Here is a 20,054-nt window from a genome sequence, read left to right as displayed (position 1 = left end):
ACTATCCATTACTTAGGAAACCACCATGTTGAAGCCATCCGCTCAGGCTACTGGGCCCTGTCATATCGTGATCACCGGCGGTGCCGGATTTTTGGGCGTGCGTCTGGCGCGCACGCTGCTGGCCCAGGGGCAGTTGTCGCTCGCGGGTGCCGCGCCGACGGAGATCACTCACATCACCCTGGTTGACCGCGCCGCGCCACCCGACGATTTGCTGGCCGACGCCCGCGTTTCCTCGCTGCTCGGCGACCTGAATGAACTTCTTGAAGATAAAAGCGCTGTAGCCCCCGTCGTTGCTAAGGATACTGCTATTGTTTTTCATCTCGCGGCAGCGGTCAGCGGTGAATGCGAGGCCGATTTTGATCTCGGCATGCGCAGCAACTTTGCCGCCACGCTCGCCTTGCTGGGCGCCTGCCGCGCCTTGCAGACAAAACCCATGCTGGTGTTTGCCAGCTCACTGGCCGTGTTCGGCGACACCCCGGCGCAGCCGCTACCGAGCGCCATTGAAGACAACACCCTGCCGACACCGCAAAGCAGCTATGGCATCCAGAAATTCATCGGTGAACAACTGGTGGCCGACTACACGCGCAAAGGCTTCATCCAAGGCCGCAGCGTGCGTTTGATGACGGTCAGTGTCCGCCCCGGCAAGCCCAACGGCGCTGCATCGAGCTTTTTGAGCGGCATGATCCGTGAGCCGCTGGCCGGCGTTCAGACCTCTTGCCCGGTGACAGCCGACACGCCCGTGGCACTGTCATCCCCGGCACGCACCATCCAGGGTCTGATTCGTGCGGCCGAGGCCTCCGACCAGACCTGGGGCGCCCGAACAGCCCTGACGTTGCCAGCCCTGACCACCACCCCCGGCGAGATGGCGGCAGCGCTGGAGCGCGTGGCGGGCACGGCGGCTACCGCTTTGATCGACTGGACGCCCGACCCGGCCATCCGCAACATCGTCAAGACCTGGCCAGCCCGCATTCATGCGGAGCGGGCGCGCGGCCTAGGTCTGTTGCCCGAAGATAGCTTTGACGACATTATTCGCGAGTACATCAGGGAAAATACCTATGCCATCAAGCTGCCTATCGGATAACAATACACAAGTTGTATGATAACTTTTACCACCCGTCCAAACTGAGGATACTTTCCATGAAATTGAGAAAACTGGTTATTGGCCTGTCGTTGGCCTTGGGTTTTGTCGCCGTTGCCGCAGCCCAGACCGTTATGAAGATCAACATTGCCATCGCGCAAAATTCGCATCAGGGCATTGGTATCGACACCTTCGCCTCGGAAGTTGGAAAACGAACCAACGGTCGGTACAAAATTGAGACCTTCTACAACGCCTCATTGGGTAGCGAGCGCGAATCCATCGAGGCGGTGCAACTGGGCACCCAGGCATTGACGTTCACGTCGACAGGCCCGGTGCCCAACTTCGTGCCGGAGGCGAAGATCCTGGATATTCCGTTTTTGTTTCGGGACAAGGCCCATGCCCGTGCCGTGCTGGATGGCCCGATTGGCCAGGACATGCTGAAAAAGTTCGAGTCCAAGGGCTTCAAGGCGTTGGCCTGGGGTGAGAACGGCATGCGCAACATGACCAACAGCAAGCGCACCATCAACACCCCGGACGACCTCAAGGGACTGAAGCTTCGCACCATGGAGAACCCGGTGCACGTAGCCGCCTACAAAGGCCTGGGCATCGTAACCACACCGATGGCCATGGCCGAAGTGTTCACTGCGCTGCAGCAAGGCACGGTTGACGGTCAGGAAAACCCCTTGTCAGTCATCATGGCGGCCAAACTCGACCAGGTGCAAAAGTACGTATCACTCACCGGTCACGTCTATTCCCCCGCCATCTTTCTGATGAACAAAGAAATGTTCGATAAGCTGCCCCCCGCCGATCAGAAGGTGTTTTTGGATGCAGCCAAGGTGGCCGTGGTCGCCAATCGGGCCCGGGTAGATGCAGATGATGCCATGGGCGTGACCTACCTGCGCGGCAAGGGCGTGGAGGTGACCGAGAAAATCGACAAGGCGAAGTTCGTGGCCAAGCTTGCCCCGGTGTACGCTGATTTCGAAAAGCAGTTCGGCAAAGCCAACATGGACAAGATCCGCAACTACAAGTAATTGCTACTGTTTTTTCTTGCTGCTAACACCCGGAGTGCGCAAGCTTTCGGGTGTTTTTTTACACCTTCCCATTTCAGGCTGATATAGCAATGAGAGAAAAATTTCTTCGACTGGAGCACTTGACCAGTAGAGTCGCCTTGGTCGTCGCCTGCGCGATGATGCTGGTGGCTGCGAGTTTGGGCATGCTGCAGATCATCACGCGCTTCGTCCTTGAAATGCCCGCTGAATGGACCGAGGTGCTAACCCGTTTCAGCCTGATCTGGATGGTCTTTCTGGCTATCCCGATGGCGTTTCGCCAGGGCGCCATGGTATGTGTGGACGTGCTTTACCGTTGGAGCCCGCCGCGCATCCGCCGTTTGCTCGACTGGGTCGTCTGTCTCGCCGCTACAAGCTTGATGTGCATCATCATTTGGTGGGGCTGGGACTATGCCTTGCGTGGCAGGGTGCAAACCATGGCCGGACTGGAAAGCGTGTCGATGTTCTGGGCCTACCTGGCCATGCCGGTGGGGGGCGTGTTCAGCCTGCTGGGCATCTTTGCCAACCTGCTGGATCCCCAGCGTCTTGAATTGGAGACCGCGATATGACCGCCGTGATGTTAAGCACCATGATGCTGTGCTTCGCCCTTACTGTTTCCGTCGCCGTATCCATCGGACTGGCCGCAATTATGGGTATCCAGGTGGAGAACGCCAACATGCTGATCTCCGTGAAGGAGATGTTCAACGCCATCAACAAATTCCCGTTGGCCGCCATTCCGTTTTTTATCCTGGCCGGCAATATCATGGAATCCGGTGGCATCTCGCGCCGCCTGGTGGATTTTGCCAAGAGCTTGGTGGGCGGTGTCCAGGGCGGCCTGCCCATGACCTGCGTGCTGACTTGCATGATTTTCGCCTCGGTATCCGGCTCGTCGGTGGCGACCACGTTCGCCATTGGCACGATCCTGATTCCGGCGCTGATGAAGCACGGCTACCCCACCACCTGGGCGGCATCGCTACAGGCTACCAGTGCTGAACTGGGGGTGATCATTCCCCCGTCGATTCCGCTGATCCTCTACGGCGTGAGCGCCGAAGTTTCCATTGGCGAGCTGTTTGTTGCAGGCATTGGCCCAGGTATTTTCATCAGTGGCGCGCTGATGCTTTTTGTCTGGGTTTATTGCAAGATCAAAGGCTGGGGCAAGGCTGATGGCGACGGTCGACTGTCGGTCGGCAAGGCGACCTGGAGAGCTGGCTGGGCGCTGCTGATGCCCGTTATTATTTTGGGCGGGATTTACGGCGGCGTTTTCACCCCGACCGAGGCCGCTGCGGTGGCCGTGTTCTACGCCCTGATCGTGGGTGCGGTGATCTATCGGGAAATCAAGCTCCCAGACCTGTACCACATCTTGCGCAAATCGGTGCTGTCATCTGCCGTGATCATGTTCATCATTGCCAACGCCGGCCTGTTTGCGTTTTTGATCACGCGGGCTGGCGTTCCGGAGGCAATCGGTCTCTGGCTGCAGGACGTTCTGAAATCTCCTACCTACTTTTTGCTGGGGGTTAATGCCACCTTGTTCCTAATTGGTATGTTCATCGAAACCGGCGCCGCCATCATTGTGTTGGCGCCCATTCTTGCACCGGTGGCGCAGCACTTCGGCATCGATCCGGTGCACTTCGGCATGATCATGGTGGTGAACCTGGCGCTGGGCATGATCACGCCGCCCTTTGGTGTGAATCTGTTCGCGGCTTGCACGGTGGCTCGCATTTCGCTGGACCGCATGATCAAGGACCTGATCCCATTCGTGCTGGTGATATTGGCCTGCCTGATGGTGATCTCCTACATGCCGAGCCTCTCGCTCACCCTGCGCGATCTGCTTTACGCCACCTAGTTGGAACCCAACCCGGCAGGTGAGCACCTGCCGGGTGACAGAGTCACACGATGAATTCAAGTCCTCCCGTCACTGCACAGTTCAAGCCCATCACGCCCGGCGCCTACCTTTCCGATCAGGTGGCGAACGCGCTGGCCGCCGAGATCCGGGCCGGACGGTTGGCCGTCGGGGCCAAGTTGCCGACCGAGGCGGCGTTGGTAGAGCAATTCGCGGTCAGCCGCACGGTGGTGCGGGAAGCGGTCTCGCGGCTGAAGTCGCTGGGCCTGGTCGATTCACGGCAAGGCAGTGGTGTGTATGTCAAGGAAGTGGGCTTTTCGCCGCTCAACTTTGATGCCAAGTCGACCGTCTCCCGGCAGGCGGTGATCCAGATGGTCGAGGTGCGCCGCGCGCTGGAGGCCGAAGTAGCTGGCTTGGCGGCGCAACGGCGCACCCAAACCGATATCAAGCGCATCGCAAAATCCATTGCCCTGCTCGACAAGGCAGTGCAAGCCGGTGGCGACGGCGTGGACGAAGACGTGCAATACCACCGCGCCATTGCGGAGGCCGCGCGCAACCCCTTTTTGATTGGCACGCTGGAATACCTGGGCCAGTTCCTACGCGGGGCCACCCGCGTCACGCGCGCCAATGAAGCGCGCCGGGCCGACTTCGCGCGCCAGGTTCGTGCCGAGCATGACAAGATTTTGCGCGCCATTGAAGCCGGCGACGCCGCCGCGGCGCGCAAGGCCGCGGCGCGGCACATGGACAACGCCATCCTGCGCATTGAGCAGGCTGACCCGGCGTTTTGGCAGCAGGCGGGTGTGCAACTGGCCCGTCCGCTGGTTTCCGGACTGCCGGCGCGGAGCTGACCCGTCAGCCCGTGGGCCGGACCCGCTTCGTGTCTGTGATTCAGGGTAAACCCGGATGTTGGGTTGACTTTGAATTTGTATGATAACCATATAAAATTAAACGTCGAGCACGGTACCGCTCGACTGTTTTTTAAATGAAAGAAGCCAACAAATGACATCCAACGTAGGCGTAATTGGTCTTGGGGCCATGGGCAGTGGCATGGCGCGCTCGCTGCGCCGCCATGGCAGCCAGGTGCATGTTTTTGACGTGCGCGCTGAGGCGGCGCAAGCCTTTGCCGCTGACGGCGGCGTGGCCTGTGCGTCACCCGCCGAACTGGCGGCGCAGTGCAGCGTCATCGTGTCGGTGGTGGTCAACGCCGCCCAGACCGAAAGCGTGCTGTTTGGCGAGGGCGGCTGCGCTGCGGCCATGAAGCGGGGCAGCGTGTTTGTCATGTGCTCCACCGTGGACCCGAACTGGTCGATGGCACTGGAGGCGAGGCTGGCTGCGCTGGGCATTTTTTACATCGACGCCCCCATTTCAGGTGGCGCCGCCAAGGCGGCCAGCGGCGAGATGACCATGATGACCGCGGGCAAGCCCGAGGCCTATGCCGCGGTCGGGCCACTGCTGGACGCCATGGCGGCCAAGGTGTACCGGCTCGGCGATCAGGCCGGCGCCGGCAGCAAGGTCAAAATCATCAACCAGTTGCTGGCGGGCGTGCACATCGCCGCGGCGGCCGAGGCCATGGCGCTGGGCCTGCGCGAGGGCGTGGACGCTAAGGCGCTGTACGAGGTGATTACGCACAGCGCGGGCAACAGCTGGATGTTCGAAAACCGCATGGCCCACGTGCTCAGCGGCGACTACACGCCATTGTCGGCAGTCGATATTTTTGTCAAAGACCTGGGGCTGGTGCTGGATGTGGCGCGCGCCACCAAGTTCCCGCTGCCGCTGTCCAGCACGGCGCACCAGATGTTCATGCAAGCGTCCACGGCAGGCTTCGCCCGCGAGGACGACAGCGCAGTGATCAAGATTTTCCCCGGCATTGAGTTGCCCAAAAAGCCATGAAAAAACTAGTACTGGGCTGTATTGCCGACGACTTCACCGGTGCGACCGATCTCGCCAACAACCTGGTGCGCGCTGGCATGCGTGTGGTGCAAGCCATCGGCGTGCCGGGGCAGGCGCTGGACACCGACGCCGACGCGGTGGTGGTCGCGCTGAAGTCGCGCACCTTGCCAGTGGAGGAAGCCATTGCGCAGTCACTGGCCGCGTTGCGCTGGCTGCAGGCGCAGGGGGCGCAGCAAATCTACTTCAAGTACTGCTCCACTTTTGACAGCACGGCGCAAGGCAATATCGGCCCGGTGGCGGAGGCGCTGATGGAGGCGCTGGCGAACGTCAAAGGCGGCGATTTCACCATCGCTACGCCCGCGTTTCCGGATAACCAGCGCACCGTGTTCAAGGGTCACTTGTTCGTGGGTGACGTGCTGCTCAACGAGAGCGGCATGCAGAACCACCCGCTCACGCCCATGACGGATGCCAATCTGGTGCGCGTGCTGCAGGGGCAATGCCGCCGCAAGGTGGGTCTGATCGACTACAAGGTGGTGGCGCAGGGCGAGGCTGCGATTCGCACGCGCATCGATCAGCTGCGTACGCAAGGGGTCGGCCTGGCCATCGTGGACGCCATCTGCAACGATGACCTGCTGCGCCTGGGCGCCGCGCTCAGCGGCATGCCGCTGGTAACGGGCGGCTCGGGCGTCGCCATTGGACTACCTGCCAACTTTGGAATTGCGCCCTCCAACGCTGCCAGTGCACTCCCCGCCGCCACTGGCTTGCAGGCGGTCGTGTCGGGCAGCTGCTCGCTGGCGACCAATAGGCAGGTGCAGGCCTTTATCCAGGCGGGCCGTCCGGCGTTGGGGGTCGATGCCTTGCAGATCGCCGCCGGGGTCGATGTGACGGCGCAGGCTCTGGCTTGGGCCGCGCCACTGCTGAGCCAGGGCCCCGTGCTGATTTATTCGACCGCTGATTCCAATGCGGTCAAGTCGGTGCAGGCGCAACTCGGCGTGGAAGAAGCCGGCGCCATGGTCGAGCGCACCCTGGCCGCCATCGCACGCGGGCTGGTGGCGCTTGGCGTGCGCCAGCTGGTCGTGGCCGGTGGCGAAACCTCGGGCGCCTGCGTGCAGGCCTTGAACATCACGCAAATGAAGATCGGCCCGCAAATCGACCCCGGTGTGCCCTGGTGTCATGCCCAAACCGATGCCGCACCTGGGGCGGGCCTGCACCTGACGCTGAAGTCTGGCAACTTTGGCGCCGATGACTTCTTCAGCAAAGCCTTTGCGTTGCTGGCATGAACGAGAACCAAGCCCGCGAGGAAATTTGCCGCGTCGGGCGCAGCCTGTTCGAGCGCGGCTACGTGCACGCCACCGCCGGCAACATCAGCGTGCGGCTGGATGAGTCGCAGGGTGGGGGCTATCTGATCACGCCGACCGATGCCTGCCTGGGTTTTCTCGACCCCGCCCGGCTGGCCCGGCTGGATGCGCAGGCGCAGCAGCTGAGTGGCGATCGCGCTAGTAAAACAATAGCGCTACACACCCATATCTACAGGGCTACAAGCCAATTTCATCCAAAAACTTGCTGCGTGATCCATACCCATAGCACGCACTGTGTGGCACTGACTTTGCGGCCGCAGGTTCATGAACGCCCGGAACTGCTGCCCGCCGTGACGCCCTACTTTGTGATGAAGGTCGGCCATGTGCCGGTGATTGCCTACCACCGGCCCGGCGCGCCCGAGGCGGCGCAGCTGGTGGCGCAAACGATTGAGCGCTATGGCCAAGCCGGCACGCCGATCCGCGCCGTCATGCTGGCGCGGCTGGGCCCCAATGTCTGGCACGACTCGCCCGCCGCTGCCATGGCCACGCTCGAAGAACTTGAAGAAACCGCCCGGCTGGTAAGCCTGAGTGCATCGGCGCCCGAGCCCCTGACCGAATCCCAAATCAACGAACTGCGCCAAACCTTTGGCGCCCAATGGTGAACCTTATGCCTAAATTTGCAGCCAACCTTTCCATGCTCTACCCGGAGCTTGATTTTCTGGACCGTTTTGCCGCCGCCGCCCAAGACGGCTTCAAGGCGGTCGAATATCTGTTCCCCTATGCCTATGAGAGCCGCGAAATCGCGGCCCGCCTCAAGGCCCATGGCCTGCAGCAGGTGCTGTTCAACGCGCCGCCCGGCGATTGGGACGCTGGCGAGCGCGGTCTGGCGTGCCTGCCCGGGCGTGAAGCCGAATTCCGTGCCGGTATCGTCAAGGCCCTCGACTACGCAGCCGCACTGGACTGCCCACGCGTTCATGTCATGGCCGGGCTCCTGCCCGCGGGCACCGAGCGTGCGACGCTGCGCTCCACCTACGTCAGCCAATTGCGCTGGGCCGCGCTCGAAGCCGCCAAGCAGGGGGTGGATGTGCTGATCGAGCCGATCAACACGCGCGACATTCCCGGCTTTTACCTGAACCGCCAGGACGACGCGCATCAAGTGCTGGCCGAGGTGGGCGCGTCCAACCTCAAGGTGCAGATGGACCTGTACCACTGCCAGATTGTGGAAGGCGACCTGGCGATGAAAATGCGCCAATACCTGCCCACCGGCCATGTCGGCCATGTCCAGATTGCGGGCGTGCCGCAGCGGCACGAGCCCGATCTGGGCGAGCTGAACTACCCCTACCTGTTCTCTGTGCTGGACGAATTGGGATACACCGGTTGGGTCGGTTGTGAGTACCGGCCACAGGCCGGCATGCAAGCGGGCGGAACCTCAGCCGGGCTGGGCTGGCTCAAGCCCTACCTGTAACGCCTGAGTTCAGCTCGCTTTCTGGCTGAAGGCTTCGAACGCCTTCGCGTAATCTGGATGCCATCGCGAAAGCGGCGGCCGGTTCTCGACGACATCGCCCGCAGCCCAGAGGATGCGCCGCTCGTCGAGCGAACGGGGCACGTCGTTGTCGGGGCAGAGAATGTAGAAGTCGCCGGCCTCCAGCCGCTGCATCATGAAGTCGATGGTCTGCTCCGGCGTCCAGGCGCCGGCCGGCTTTTCCGTGCGACCGTGGGCGGTCAGCTCTGTGAACACGAAACCCGGAATCAGCAAATGGGCGCTGATCCGGCAGTTCGGCGTGTTGCGCAGCTCGTGCTGCAGCGCTTCGGTGAAAGCCTTCAGGCCGGCCTTGGACACGTTATAGGCCGGGTCGCCGGGCGGGGTGGTGATCCCTTGCTTGGACCCTGTGTTGATGACCAGACCGGGTCGTCCGCGCTCGATCATGGCGGGCGCGAAGATCTGCGTGCTGTGAATGACCCCCCACAGATTGACGTCGAGCACCCGTTCCCAGTTGCCGGCTGGCCCGAACATGGCGCTGCCGGGCTGAATGCCAGCGTTGTTCATCAGGACATCCGTGCCGCCGAAGCGATCGCGCACAGCCGCCTCCAGCTGGCGCAGGTCTTCCACACGGCTGACGTCCGTCTCCAAGATCATCACATCATCCGCTCCGCCCGCCGCCAGGATGGCGACCTCGGCGGCCGCGCGGACGAGCCGGTCCGCGCCGAGGTCGGCGATGCAGACGCGAAGTCCGAGTTGTGCCATCCGTTTGGCGGCGGCGAGGCCGATACCGGCAGCGCCGCCAGTGACGACCGCAACGGATCCGGAAGTGAGGGCAGCATGGGTCATTGTCAATTTCTCCTTATTGAGACGCAGAAAGGGGCGTAGGCTACACCGCCACCGTAATTCCGGCCGAGGCAGCAGCTTGAGCAAATCTTTCGAACGCTTGATTGGACTCCCTCTGACGGCAACAAATCGGTTTCACGTTAAGGAGGAATCTGTTGGAGTGGCAAAACCTGTCCCAGTGGGTTTGAGGCAGAAAATGCGTTTACCACGAAGTCGACAAATGCACGCACGCGCGCTGCAGTCTGGTGACGTTGCGGGTACACCGCGTGAATATCGGCTCCCGGTGTTTGCCAGTTCTCCAGCACCTGGCGCAGCCGCAGTTGGACCTGCACTTCCGGATAGCGCTTGGCAAAATCCGAAATGAGCGGGGCGATATGGCTGCGGCCAAAGCCCAACGTGGCGTTCACACGTAGCAGGCCTTTGGGCGCGGCAACCGAGTTGGACACCAGCTGCTCCATGTCCCCAATATCGGCAAGGATGCGTCGCGCGTGCTCCAGGTAGACTTCACCTTCGGGCGTGAGACCAATACGACGCGTCGTGCGATTAAGCAACTGCACGCCCAGTCGGGCCTCCACAATTTCAATGTGTTTGCAGGGTACGGCGTAACCATAGCGGGTTGCAGCCAAGCCCTCTATCGGCCCTAGCCAATGCGTTTCCGTTGCACGTGCCATTTCAGCCGAGGCTTTGCCTGCGCCAACGACGATCAGGCGACCTTTTGGCACAGTCGGCACGCGCCCGAGCCTTAGTAGAAGAGTCCCATGGGCATACGCAATCCCAAGGCCTGATCCATCAAGAGTTGGAATGCTCCAACAATTGCCACCGCAACAACAAGGTGCAAGACAATCGCCCGGGCACTGAGTCGCTCGAATGTGGCGATCATCATGAGCAAAAGGAATGCAACTAAGCTGGTGGTAAAGAATCCAATAAAAGGCAGCAACAGAGTCCACATCGCCATTGCAACGATGATCGCAATACGTCTTGGAACAGATTCTTTGACCTCTTCAGGAATGTTTGCCCTTTTAGGTGCTTTTTGGCGACCTATCTGAAACGCGATAAGTATGGCTGACAGCAAAACCAACGCCGCAGCAACGGCACTGGGAAAGACCGACCCCATGGCAGACATGTCGTTCGTCTGCACGTAGGCCATGACGCCCATGAAGATGAAGAAGACACCAAAAAGAACCGCAGAGACATCCCGGTATTTGGCCTGAACCGTCACGTCTGTTTTCACCACAGTATCGGTGGCCTCAACCACCTTTATCTTGCGACGACGGCTTCGCAGCTCGACGATCAGCGGGTAGAACAGGGTCAGGGCTGCAACTGCAACAATGGCCATGCTGATTGGACGCCCGAAGAACATCCCGACCAACGAATTCGTGGCACTGCCTATCATGTAAGTCTGTACAAAACCCTGCTCGGCAATCTGTCCCAACACTAGGCCCAACACGATCGGCGACGGCGCAAAGCCGTAGCGCTGCAAGATCCAGGCAACGACGCCCAAAGCAAACATCATCTGCATGTCATGCACATTGCTGTGAATCGCAAAGCTGCCAATGATAGTCAGGAAGGCCACCGTGGGCACCAGCATGGACTTCGGAATGCGCACGATCGTTTTGTAGGCATAGCGGCCCAAAAACAGACCTATGGGCAGCATCAGAACCGTGGCAATGAGCAAGCCGAACATGAAGGTGTAGACAATACTTCCTTGCTCATTGAATAGACTGGGGCCTATCTTGATTCCTTGTACCAGCAACGCGCCCAAAATGATGGCGTCGGGGGGGGTGCCAGGAATGCCCAGCACCAGCGTCGGAATGAAGCCACCACCGACCGTGGCGTTGTTCGATGACTCCGTGGCGAGCACGCCATTGGGTTCGCCTTTGCCGAATCGCTCGGGATGCTTCGAGGCGCGCCGTGCTTCAGAATAGGCGATCAGTCCAGCGATGGATCCCCCTGCGCCAGGAAGAATCCCGACCGCTGTGCCGATGACAGAACTTCTGATCAGGTTGAATTTGTTCGTCCAGGCTATGCGTAGCCCTTCAAGCAACCGGTAGCCCCGCGTGTCCTCCTCCAGAGAAAGGTGAGGCGCCTTGGTCGCCACCAGATCTATGACTACGGGAACGCAGTACAGGCCAATCAGGGCAGACGTCACGTCGAAGCCGCCCAGCAGTGCTTGCGTATGCAGCGTGTAGCGGACGTCGCCACCGACGACAGCCACACCCACCGTTGACATCAGCAGGCCGAGGCACGCGCCCATCAATCCCTTGACTGTGTTGCCCACCGACAGTGCCGAAATCAGCGTGAGTCCGAATATCGCCATCCAGAAATACTCGGGTGGCCCGAAGTGCAGCGCCACATTGGCCAGGGGTGGTGCCAGCACCATCAGGGTAATAGCCCCGACCAGACCTCCGAAAACGGAGGCCAGCGTCGCCAGGGTGATCGCCAATCCACCGTCACCCCGTTTCGCCATGGGATAGCCATCGAAGGTTGTGGCAATGGACGACGGGGTTCCGGGTGTATTGACAAGAATGGCTGCAAAGGCCCCACCGTAAATGGCGCCTGTGTAAATGGCACCAAGGGCAATCAGCCCTGATGCAGGCGCCATGGAAAACGTGAATGGCACCAGAATAGCCACCGCCATGGTCGCCGACAAGCCCGGCAGAGCGCCAATGATCGTTCCCAGAGTCACCCCAACCACCGCGAGCAGCAGGTTAAAAGGCGTCAGGGCGTCAACCAGGTAATGAAGAATCTCCATTGCGGTCTCTGTTGTCTATCAGCGCTTTTTGATGCCGAGCTTTTCGGCTGACGCGGCGTACTCAAGCTTCTTTTCCGCCATGAACTTCGGCATGTCCTTGTAAGTAATATCGGTCAAGACAAAGCCCGTGTCTTCCATTTTCTTTCTGAACGTCGGGTCGGCGTTGATCCCGCCAATGATGTCCGACACCTTCTGACGAATGGCCTCGGGGGTCGATTTGGGTACCGATAGACCCCGATAGGCACCGCCTACCAGGTCAAACCCGAGTTCTTTGAAAGTGGGAACATTGGGAAAAGCCGGCATGCGCTTTTCCGATGCAACCGCCAGCATATGCATTTTGTCCGCGTGGCTGATGCCGGACGGCGCATAGTTGAAACCGGCGACCGTCTGGTTGCCCAGAATGGCCGTTACAGCAGGGCCTGTACCGCTAAATGGGATGTAAGTAGTCTTGATGCCGGCCAGTTCATCAAACCGCACCTGCGCCAGATTGTTCGAGGAGTTGGAACCAGAACCGCTGAAGGTCACCATGCCCGGTGATTTTTTGGCATAGTCAATCAAATCTTTCAGTGTCTTGTACGGGCTGTCATTTCTCACAAAAATGGCATCAGGCGTGTAATGAAAGTAATACGCCGGTGTCAGGTCGTCAGTTTTGTAGCCGACATCCTTTTGCATCGGCTGCAGCACGGTATGCGGCAGGTTGATGCCCATGATGGTGTAGCCGTCCCCCGGCATGGAATTGAGTTGCGCCCACGCCTGTGCGCCTCCTGCACCATCCATGTACTGGATGACCGCGTCGACGCCCGCAATCTTCTTGAATACCGACTGCTGGAAACGTGCCGAAATATCTGACTCTCCACCCGCGTTGAAGGGAAGGATGTAGTTGATTGATTTGCTGGGGTAGGTTTGGGCCAAGGCGGTATTGACGCCTGCCAGGCCACCAACCAGGGTGCAGCCGATCACGGCAGTTGAAATCAGTCGGCGGATGTTCATAGAATGCATTTTTGTCTCCAGTCGTATTAATAGTTCAAGTCAAGAGGGAAATGTGTGCCTGGACGGCACTTGGCGAATGGTCATATGGGTTTTGTTGTTCAATCTCCTTTTAGGTTGTAAGGGACGTTGCGCGGGACACCAGCAGGTCGCATACAGCTTGAGTGACCTGCGCGGTCGTAGCCTTGCCACCAAGATCACCCGTGTGTAATGCGGTATTTGCCGTAACCTGTTCGATGGCGAGCATCAGGCGTTTGGCTGCCTCTATCTCGCCCAGGTGTTCTAGCAGCATCACGCAGCTCCAAAACGTGCCTACCGGGTTGGCCAGCCCCTTGCCCATGATGTCGAAGGCCGAGCCATGAATGGGTTCGAACATGCTGGGGTAGCGGCGCTCCGGGTCGATATTGCCGGTGGGTGCAATGCCCAGGCTGCCGGCCAGTGCGGCCGCCAAATCACTCAGGATATCGGCATGCAGGTTGGTGGCCACAATGGTGTCGAGCGTTGCCGGGCGGTTCACCATGCGCGCCGTGGCGGCATCGACCAGTTCCTTGTCCCACTTCACATCGGGGAACTCCTTGGAGATCTGCACGGCAATCTCATCCCACATCACCATGGCATGGCGCTGCGCGTTGCTCTTGGTGACGACAGTCAGGAGTTTTCGAGGGCGCGATTGGGCCAGCTTGAATGCAAAACGCATGATGCGTTCAACACCTGCACGGGTCATCATCGACACATCGGTGGCCGCCTCGATCGGCTGACCTTGGTGTACGCGTCCACCCACGCCTGAGTATTCGCCTTCGGAGTTTTCGCGCACGATGACCCAGTCCAGGTCTTCGATCTTGCACCGCTTAAGCGGCCCATCAATGCCGGGCAGGATTCGGGTAGGACGAACGTTGGCATACTGATCAAAACCTTGGCAAATTTTTAGTCGCAGGCCCCACAGCGTGATGTGGTCCGGAATATCCGGGTCGCCTGCCGATCCGAACAAAATGGCATCCTTGTTGCGCAAGGCATCGAGGCCATCGGCGGGCATCATCACGCCGTGCGCACGGTAGTAGTCGCCGCCCCAGTCAAAATTCTCAAATTCGAACTTGAAGGTGTTGCTTGAAGATGCCAATGCGGCGAGCACCTGCTGCCCTGCCGGCACCACTTCTTTGCCGATGCCGTCACCGGGGATAGTTGCAATTGAATAAGTTTTCATGGTGGTCTCAGTGGTTTGAATTCGTTGATGGAACGGACTGACTTGACCTGTCAAGCCAGTTGTTGGTGGGTCTTGGCTGCGACATCTTTCAGCCAGGGGTGCTGTTGCCAATGGTCCGCAGCAAAAGAATCAATATCGGATTGCATTGCCAAGGTCGCGCCAACCATGTCCATGCCTTCAAGAAACATGCGGCGGTGGCGTTCCGAGAGAGAAAAGCGCGCTTTACAGTTTTTGCTTCGTACAGACATCGTTTCAAGATCAATGTCTATCGCGGCAGTTTCCGGTCTGGCAGAATCCTTGAGAATCAGCTGCGTTTCGGCTTCACTGATCTGCACCAGCAATAGACCGTTATTCATCGCATTCGAGTAAAAGATCTCCCCGAAACTCGGTGCAATGACCGCCTTGATTCCATACTGCTGCAAACTCCAGACTGCATGCTCACGGCTGGAACCGCATCCAAAATTGGGACCAGCAACCAAAACACAGGCATCGGCATAGTCCGCTTGATTAAGAACAAATTCGGGGCGTATCTGACCCGTGGCATCGAAGCGCATGTCAAAAAGGAGGCCTTCGGCCAATCCCGCCTTGTCGATGCGACGCAGAAACTGCTTGGGGATGATCTGGTCGGTGTCGAGATTGGCAACGGGAATGGGTGCGGCTTTGCCTTTGATGCGGGTTTGATTGTTCATGCGTTGAGTTCCAGCTTGCGAACATCGGTAATGACGCCGGTGACAGCCGCAGCGGCAGCCATGGCCGGACTCATCAGGTGCGTGATCGCATCACGCCCCTGGCGACCTTCGAAATTGCGATTGGTGGTCGAGGCGCATCGCTCTCCGGGCGCCAGAACGTCGTCATTCATGGCCAAACACATGGAACAACCCGGCTGTCTCCATTCAAACCCAGCCGCGACAAACAATGCCGCAAGGCCTTCTTCTTCAGCGCATCTTCTGACTTCACCGGAACCTGGAACAATCATGGCGCGCAACCCGGAGGCAACGCGACGCCCTTTCACAACCGCAGCTACGGCGCGAAGATCCTCAATGCGGGCATTGGTACATGAACCGATGAATACGCGCTGTATGGGTAACCCTTCTAGGGCTTCGCCACCATTCAAACGCGTGTAAGCGAGTGCCCGCGCAGTCATGTCGCGCTGCGGGCCTGGCGCAAAGGATTCTGCGGTGGGCACGAGGTCACCAATGGAAATGCCTTGATCAGGGCTGGTTCCCCACGTGACATACGGCGCCACCTCATCAGCGTTGAATTCAAGTTCGACGTCATAGCGAGCATCGGCTTCACTACGCAGACTGGCCCAAAAAGTCAGCGCTTGATCCCAGACTTTTCCCCTGATGTCTTTACAGTGCTCCCGGATGTAATCAATCGTGGTCTGGTCTGGTGCGATGAGCGCGCCGCGTGCACCCGCCTCGACCGTCATGTTGCACAAGGTCATCCGCGCTTCCACCGACATTGTGTCGATGGCCTCTCCGCAGAATTCAACCGCATAGCCGCGTGCCCCTTGCGCACCTATTTGACGAATGATCATTAGGATCAAGTCTTTCGCAGTGGTGCCGGGGGGCAAAACGCCATCAACGCGAATTCGCATATTCTTGGCCAGCCTGTAGACCAGGGTCTGGGTGGCCAGCACATGTTCGACCTCGGAGGTTCCGATGCCAAAGCCGAGTGCGCCCAGTGCCCCGTAGGTCGTGGTATGGCTGTCGCCACAGAGGATGACCATGCCGGGGCGAACCATGCCGAGCTCCGGAGCAATCACATGCTCGATACCCTGAAACCTGTCGTTGGTATCAAACAGAGGAATTCCATGCAATTCGCAATTGCTCTTGAGGTTGCTGGCCTGCAAGGCCGAGGCCGGCTCCTCGATGATGCGGAACTTGACAGGATGGGTCGGAATGATGTGATCGACCACCGCCACGTTTTGTCCGGATTGTGCTGTCTTACGTCCAAACTTTGCCAGGCCCGCAAAAGCCTGCGGGCTGGTGTATTCATTCATGATGTGCAGATCGGCGTAGAGCAGGACGTTTTGTTCGTCGAGCCTGGCCACTGTGTGCGAATCAACCAACTTCTGATAGAGGGTGCGCGCTGCCATTCGACTCCTTTATGGATTGAACCTGAGAGCCAAGTCTTGGCTTCGGTCAATGAAGGAAGTCTAATAATTTGATTAAAATCTACAATACCTACATAGTCAATTAAGTATTGCATTCAACGCAACAATGAACTCTATTTCGGATCTGGCTTTCTTTGCACTTCTGGTTCAACAGGGAAACATGGCTACAACGGCACGGGAGATGGGTGTTACACCCTCATCCGTGACGCGCCGACTGGCCTCCATCGAACGACGCCTAGGCATTCGCCTGATCAATCGCACCACGCGGCGCATGTCTGTCACGCAGGAAGGAGAACTGTATCTGGCGGAAGGGAAACGAATTCTCGACGACATCGAGGACCTGGAGCGTTTGGTTGCAGGTGGCAGTGAAGACCCGCGCGGATTGCTTCGAGTCAATGCGACTTTCGGTTTCGGCCGCCAATACATTGGCCCGGCAATTCAAGCGTTCGTAGAACAGTACCCCGATGTGGAAGTGCAATTACACCTGAGCGACCGGCCTGTAAACTTGATCGATGATGGCTACGACGTCTGCATACGGTTTGGAGAGTTGCCGGACGCCCGCATCACGGCCAGAAAACTGGCAGACAATCAACGCTTTCTCTATGCCGCACCGTCCTACCTGAAACGTTTTGGAATCCCGAAGGCCCCGCGCGATCTGCAACTCCATCGCTGCATCGTGATCCGCCAGGACGAAGCGGCCTTCGGCACTTGGCACATGCACATGGGTTCTTCACAAGAAACGGTCAAGGTCCGTGGCATCGTGAGCACCAATGATGGTGAAGTAGCTTTTGCATGGGCGTTGGCAGGCTTGGGAATCCTTTTGCGTTCCGAGTGGCATGCTGCCCCTAGCGTTGAAAAGGGCCAATTGGTGCAGGTACTGACGGATTGGCAACTCCCACCTGCAGACATTTACGCCGTGTATCCGATCAGGAGGCACCTGTCTGCAAAAGTGAAGACTTTCGTGGACTTTCTGGCACGACGACTAGCGCAAAAATGAACCCGTCTCGCAGGCTGTACCCGCAAAAAATCCATAATTGCTCAATACGTTTGCCGATCTATTCTGAGTGATATGGTTGTTGCCGTCCGAGCCATCAACCCGTATCCATGGAACAGACCACACCGGGCACTGCGAGTGCCCGGTGTGGAACCAAAAGAGCCAAATCCAGTCGATCTTTCAATCAGTCGCCAGTTGCTTCACCAAATAATTGATGAAAGCTCTGGATCGTGCCGCCAAATTCTGTTTGCTTGGGTAATAGACGTACAGGTCGGCGCTGGGCAGCGCAAACTCACGAAGCACACGCCGTAGTCGTCCACTCTCCAGGTACTTGGCCAAATCCCATTCGGAGCGGATCACAATTCCCTGTCCATCAAGCGCCCAGCCCAACACAATGTCTCCATCGTTGCTGGACATTGCGCCATGTACCTTCACAATCTCGGTGCGCCCATCGATCAGAAAGCGCCAAACACCATAGGCATCATCGTTCTGACGATGGACAATGCACCGATGGCTGGAGAGGTCATTCAAGGTGGTTGGTACACCGTGCTTTTCGAGATATGCCGGTGACGCACACATGAACCTTCGGTTGGACATGATGCGCCTGGCATTGATCCTGTTATCCGGCAGTTCTCCAAAGCGAATGGCCAGATCAAATCCCTTGTCAATCAGATCAATCGGGCGATCTGTGACCTCCAGCTGAACTTCGACCTCGGGGTGGCGGGCTGTAAACGTAGACGCCAGAGGCGCAATGACCGTGCGACCAAATCCCAGCGACGCGTTGACGCGCAGCAGTCCACGGGGTGCCTGACCACCTCCCAAAACAATCTCATCGAGGGCCTCCAACTCGGCCACCAAACGCGTTGCATGTTGCAGGTAGGTCTCCCCCTCGCTGGTCATGCTGATCTTGCGGGTACTACGGTTCACCAGCCGCACGCCCAATCGCTTTTCCATGGCGGCGAGCCGCATGGTGGCCGCTGGCGGGCTGATGTCCAAGGCCCTTGCCGCAGCAGAAAGGCTGCCATGGCGTATCAGCAGCACAAAGAATTCGAGTTCCGAAAAGCTGGCAGTTTTCAAAATAACTTAAGAATGAAGTTAGGTGGTGCTGAAACACAAAAAGGGATGCAGAACTTATTCTCACGCTCCAGAAGCTTAATTGTCCACTTCCAACCTTACCGGAGACGCCTCAATGAAAATAGTTGAAATTCGCGAGAAGACTTTACCGATCAGTTCGCCCATCCGCAACGCCTACATCGACTTTAGCAAGATGACGCTCAGCGTCGTGGCCGTCATTACCGATGTGATCCGCGATGGTAAGCCCGTCATTGGCTATGGCTTTAATTCCAATGGCCGTTATGGTCAGGGCACCTTGATGCGCGAACGCTTTATCCCCCGTATTTTGGAAGCCAATCCAGAAAGCCTGATGAATGACTCTGGCAACAACCTCGATCCCCACAAGATATGGAACTGCATGTTCACCAACGAGAAACCCGGTGGGCACGGAGAGCGCTCGGTGGCCATTGGCACCATCGACATGGCGATCTGGGACGCTGTCGCAAAGATCGAGGGAAAGCCTCTATTCCAGTTGCTGGCAGAGCGCTACGGCAACGGCCAGGCCAACCAAAAAATCTTTGTCTACGCGGCGGGCGGTTATTACTACCCCGGCCAGGACCACAACAAGCTCAAGGACGAGATGCGCAGTTACATTGACCGCGGCTACACCGTGGTCAAGAAGAAGATTGGCGGCGCATCCCTGGACGAAGACCTGCGCCGCATCGACTCCATCCTCAGCGTGCTGCAGGATGGCCAGAAGCTGGCCGTCGATGCCAATGGCCGCTTCGATCTGGATACCGCGATCCAGTACGCCAAGGCACTGTCCCAGTACGACCTGTTCTGGTACGAAGAGCCGGGCGATCCGCTGGACTTCGAGTTGCAAGCCACACTGCGCAACTATTACAAGAATCCAATGGCCACTGGCGAAAACCTGTTTTCCATGCAGGACGCCCGCAACCTGATCCGCTACGGTGGCATGCGCCCGGACCGCGACTGGCTACAGTTTGACTGTGCCCTGAGTTACGGCCTGGTGGAATACCTTCGCACACTGGACATGCTCAAGGAGCACGGCTGGTTGGCCAGCCGCTGCATCCCGCACGGTGGGCATCAGATGTCCCTGAACATCGCTGCCGGGCTGGGACTCGGTGGCAATGAGTCGTATCCGGATTTGTTCCAACCCTACGGTGGCTTCCCGGACGGGGCCAAGGTGGAGAATGGCTATCTGACCCTGCCAGCGCTTCCAGGGATTGGATTCGAGAGCAAGTCCGATCTCATCGTGGAAATGCGCAAGATCGCAGCTTAACCACGCTGATCGCACTGATGCGAGGCAGCAGTGCGATGGCTTATGCAAGAAAATTACTAAAAGTCACTCCGGCCATACCGGGGCATTCGCGACGCGCCACGTCCAGTTGTCTAAAGCGGCCTCGCTTATTGACTCTCAAACCTATGTGCCGGATATTCACCATCGGC

At 58.6% G+C, this 20,054-nt stretch carries 19 protein-coding genes; 11 read left to right on the top strand and 8 right to left on the bottom strand.

Annotation, left to right across the window (positions count from 1 at the left end):
- The first annotated feature begins 25 nt into the window (after positions 1–25).
- The 9 genes from denD (at position 26) to otnI (ending at position 8,617) form a co-directional block, all read left to right on the top strand.
- The gene (gene denD, locus GZ093_RS05035) at positions 26–1,081 is read left to right on the top strand and encodes a D-erythronate dehydrogenase (RefSeq protein WP_296482943.1); all 1,056 of its coding nucleotides are present in this window, start codon (positions 26–28) and stop codon (positions 1,079–1,081) included.
- A gap of 56 nt (positions 1,082–1,137) precedes the next feature.
- Positions 1,138–2,109, top strand: coding sequence for a TRAP transporter substrate-binding protein (locus tag GZ093_RS05030; protein ID WP_296482941.1), 972 nt, complete (start codon positions 1,138–1,140; stop codon positions 2,107–2,109).
- 89 nt (positions 2,110–2,198) lie between these two features.
- On the top strand, positions 2,199–2,693 hold the full coding sequence (locus tag GZ093_RS05025; protein ID WP_296482939.1) for a TRAP transporter small permease: 495 nt from the start codon (positions 2,199–2,201) through the stop codon (positions 2,691–2,693).
- A complete protein-coding gene (locus tag GZ093_RS05020) occupies positions 2,690–3,967 on the top strand; it encodes a TRAP transporter large permease (protein ID WP_296482936.1) in 1,278 nt (425 codons plus the stop codon). Before GZ093_RS05025 ends, GZ093_RS05020 begins: the two co-directional genes overlap by 4 nt.
- Before the next feature lie 50 nt (positions 3,968–4,017).
- Complete coding sequence (locus tag GZ093_RS05015; RefSeq protein ID WP_296482935.1) at positions 4,018–4,812, top strand: FadR/GntR family transcriptional regulator; 795 nt, start codon at positions 4,018–4,020, stop codon at positions 4,810–4,812.
- Positions 4,813–4,963: 151 nt separating this feature from the next.
- The gene (ltnD, locus tag GZ093_RS05010; RefSeq protein WP_296482933.1) at positions 4,964–5,854 is read left to right on the top strand and encodes an L-threonate dehydrogenase; all 891 of its coding nucleotides are present in this window, start codon (positions 4,964–4,966) and stop codon (positions 5,852–5,854) included.
- Entirely contained in the window at positions 5,851–7,134 is a 1,284-nt protein-coding gene (gene otnK, locus GZ093_RS05005) for a 3-oxo-tetronate kinase (RefSeq protein ID WP_296482931.1), read from the top strand. The genes ltnD and otnK overlap by 4 nt, the downstream gene beginning before the upstream one ends.
- Entirely contained in the window at positions 7,131–7,814 is a 684-nt protein-coding gene (locus GZ093_RS05000) for an aldolase (protein WP_296482929.1), read from the top strand. The genes otnK and GZ093_RS05000 overlap by 4 nt, the downstream gene beginning before the upstream one ends.
- 5 nt (positions 7,815–7,819) lie before the next feature.
- Positions 7,820–8,617 carry a 2-oxo-tetronate isomerase gene (otnI, locus tag GZ093_RS04995; RefSeq protein ID WP_296482927.1) on the top strand — a complete coding sequence of 266 codons (798 nt, stop codon included), beginning with the start codon at positions 7,820–7,822 and terminating at the stop codon, positions 8,615–8,617.
- 9 nt (positions 8,618–8,626) lie between these two features.
- On the opposite strand, the gene GZ093_RS04990 is transcribed toward otnI, so the two are convergent.
- From GZ093_RS04990 to leuC, 7 genes are all read right to left on the bottom strand, one after another.
- A complete protein-coding gene (locus GZ093_RS04990) occupies positions 8,627–9,481 on the bottom strand; it encodes an SDR family NAD(P)-dependent oxidoreductase (protein WP_296482925.1) in 855 nt (284 codons plus the stop codon).
- A 137-nt stretch (positions 9,482–9,618) separates the two neighbouring features.
- The gene (locus GZ093_RS04985) at positions 9,619–10,209 is read right to left on the bottom strand and encodes a DUF4147 domain-containing protein (protein ID WP_296482923.1); all 591 of its coding nucleotides are present in this window, start codon (positions 10,207–10,209) and stop codon (positions 9,619–9,621) included.
- An 11-nt stretch (positions 10,210–10,220) separates the two neighbouring features.
- Positions 10,221–12,230, bottom strand: coding sequence for a tripartite tricarboxylate transporter permease (locus GZ093_RS04980; RefSeq protein WP_296482921.1), 2,010 nt, complete (start codon positions 12,228–12,230; stop codon positions 10,221–10,223).
- A gap of 18 nt (positions 12,231–12,248) precedes the next feature.
- Entirely contained in the window at positions 12,249–13,229 is a 981-nt protein-coding gene (locus GZ093_RS04975) for a tripartite tricarboxylate transporter substrate binding protein (protein ID WP_296482919.1), read from the bottom strand.
- Between the two features lie 100 nt (positions 13,230–13,329).
- Positions 13,330–14,418: a tartrate dehydrogenase gene (locus GZ093_RS04970; protein WP_296482917.1), complete on the bottom strand. Its 1,089-nt coding sequence runs from the start codon at positions 14,416–14,418 to the stop codon at positions 13,330–13,332.
- A 50-nt stretch (positions 14,419–14,468) separates the two neighbouring features.
- The gene (leuD, locus tag GZ093_RS04965) at positions 14,469–15,107 is read right to left on the bottom strand and encodes a 3-isopropylmalate dehydratase small subunit (RefSeq protein ID WP_296482916.1); all 639 of its coding nucleotides are present in this window, start codon (positions 15,105–15,107) and stop codon (positions 14,469–14,471) included.
- A complete protein-coding gene (gene leuC / locus GZ093_RS04960) occupies positions 15,104–16,519 on the bottom strand; it encodes a 3-isopropylmalate dehydratase large subunit (protein WP_296482913.1) in 1,416 nt (471 codons plus the stop codon). The genes leuD and leuC overlap by 4 nt, the downstream gene beginning before the upstream one ends.
- A gap of 124 nt (positions 16,520–16,643) precedes the next feature.
- On the opposite strand from leuC, the gene GZ093_RS04955 reads away from it, so the two are divergent.
- Positions 16,644–17,534 carry a LysR family transcriptional regulator gene (locus GZ093_RS04955; RefSeq protein ID WP_296482909.1) on the top strand — a complete coding sequence of 297 codons (891 nt, stop codon included), beginning with the start codon at positions 16,644–16,646 and terminating at the stop codon, positions 17,532–17,534.
- Between the two features lie 177 nt (positions 17,535–17,711).
- On the opposite strand, the gene GZ093_RS04950 is transcribed toward GZ093_RS04955, so the two are convergent.
- Positions 17,712–18,608: a LysR family transcriptional regulator gene (locus tag GZ093_RS04950; RefSeq protein WP_296482907.1), complete on the bottom strand. Its 897-nt coding sequence runs from the start codon at positions 18,606–18,608 to the stop codon at positions 17,712–17,714.
- A gap of 112 nt (positions 18,609–18,720) precedes the next feature.
- Here GZ093_RS04950 and GZ093_RS04945 point away from each other — a divergent pair, with 112 nt between their 5' ends.
- A complete protein-coding gene (locus GZ093_RS04945) occupies positions 18,721–19,887 on the top strand; it encodes a mandelate racemase/muconate lactonizing enzyme family protein (protein WP_296482906.1) in 1,167 nt (388 codons plus the stop codon).
- Positions 19,888–20,054 lie beyond the last annotated feature (167 nt).

It is taken from the genome of Rhodoferax sp. (assembly GCF_010365055.1).
Lineage (GTDB): Bacteria > Pseudomonadota > Gammaproteobacteria > Burkholderiales > Burkholderiaceae_C > Rhodoferax.
Note: the sequence above shows the minus strand (reverse complement) of the source record. Positions and strands in the feature narration are given on the sequence as shown.